Raw genomic sequence first — 1,648 nt, 5'->3', positions numbered from 1 at the left:
CGACCGAGAGTGTGTGAAAACGCATTGATCGCCTAAACTAAATCAACGCGTTCAGACTGGGTGACTCATGAAGCGATTCGTTGAAGGCGATGACCGCAAGCAGGTCGCACTACTTCCCGAATGCGTCGATGACTACATCGGACAGGACAATCCGGTGAGAGTCATCGATGTCTTTGTCGACGAACTGGATCTTGCAGAACTCGGTTTCAACGGTACGACGCCGGCGAGCACGGGTCGTCCGTCCTACCATCCAGGTGTGATGCTGAAGATCTATATCTACGGATACCTGAACCGGATACCTTCCAGCCGGCGTCTTGAGCGTGAATGTCAGCGCAACGTCGAGTTGATGTGGCTAACGGGACGTCTGGCTCCGGACTTCAAGACTATCGCCGACTTTCGCCGTGACAGCGGCGCAGCCATTCGCAACGTATGCCGGCGCTTCGTCGAACTGTGTCGCGGGCTAAAGCTGCTATCCAGTGACAAGGTGGCAATCGATGGCAGCAAGTTCAAGGCTGTGAACAGCCGTGACAGAAACTTCACTGCGGGAAAGATCGACAAGCGTCAGCAGCAGATTGAGGAAAGCGTTCAGCGATATCTCGACCTGATTGAAACCGCAGACCGGACCAGCCCGACAAGGTTCGATGTAAAGACCGTTCGTCTGTACGAGAAGATTGCCCGCTTGCGTCAACAGATGCGTGAGCTCGCACGGATCAGGAAGCAGTTGGAAACGCAACCGGACAAACAGTTGTCGATGACGGACCCCGATGCCCGATCCATGGCAACAAGCGGAAGAGGCTCCGGCATAGTGGGCTACAACGTTCAGGCTGCCGTAGACACGAAGCATCACCTGATCGTTGAGCACGAGGTGACTAACGTCGGAAACGATCACGGGCAACTCAGCAAAATGGCAGTGTCTGCGAAGAACGCGATGGGCAAACCGAAGCTGAAGGTTGTTGCTGACCGGGGTTACTTCAGCGGCCCGGAGATAAGGTCATGCGATCTGAACGGCATCAGTGCGTACGTTCCCAAGCCGCTTACCTCCGCATCCCGGAAGAAAGGTCTCTTCACCAAGGCTGACTTTGTCTATGAGGCGAAAGGCGATATTTATCGATGCCCCGCTGGCGAGCGAGCCATCCATCGATTCAACACCGTCGAACATGACATGATTCTGCACGTGTACTGGCCCAGCGCCTGTCCACGTTGCCATCTCAAGGAACGATGTTCACCGAGCGACTACCGTCGCATTCGACGGTGGGAACACGAGAGCTCACTGGAAGCCATGCAGCGCCGGCTCGACCGGAAACCCGATGCAATGACCATCCGCCGAAGTACTGTCGAGCATATCTTCGGTACGCTAAAGCACTGGATGGGTCCCGCACACTTCCTGACCAGGACGCTCAGACGAGTGAGTACGGAGATGAGCCTTCAAGTGTTGGCCTACAACCTAAAGCGAGTCATGAACATACTTGGAGTAGCGGGGACGATAAAGGCCATGAAGACGGTTGGAAGCTAAAGCCCGAGGGGCTTTGTTGTGCTCGCGACATTAGATTAGCGCATGCTCGACGTATAAAACTCGATCGACCCGACCTATAATCGCGCGCTCGGTGGCAAAAATGGTGTTTCCACACACTCTCGACCCACAGCCGAC

Annotated in this window: 1 protein-coding gene; it reads left to right on the top strand. The window is 55.2% G+C overall.

The genetic code is table 11. The features are described 5' to 3' along the window. Window positions 1-67 precede the first annotated feature (67 nt). Complete coding sequence (locus HV744_RS36505) at window positions 68-1,513, top strand: IS1182 family transposase (RefSeq protein WP_175154074.1); 1,446 nt, start codon at window positions 68-70, stop codon at window positions 1,511-1,513. Window positions 1,514-1,648: the final 135 nt, after the last annotated feature.

The organism is Paraburkholderia ultramafica (assembly GCF_902859915.1).
Classification (GTDB): domain Bacteria; phylum Pseudomonadota; class Gammaproteobacteria; order Burkholderiales; family Burkholderiaceae; genus Paraburkholderia; species Paraburkholderia ultramafica.
This window is presented reverse-complemented; position numbering and strand designations above follow the sequence as displayed.

What these genes read in the sequence shown, in the direction of transcription:
- HV744_RS36505 (WP_175154074.1), top strand. Translation starts at nt 68, where the DNA reads ATGAAGCGATTCGTTGAAGGCGATGACCGCAAGCAGGTCGCACTACTT.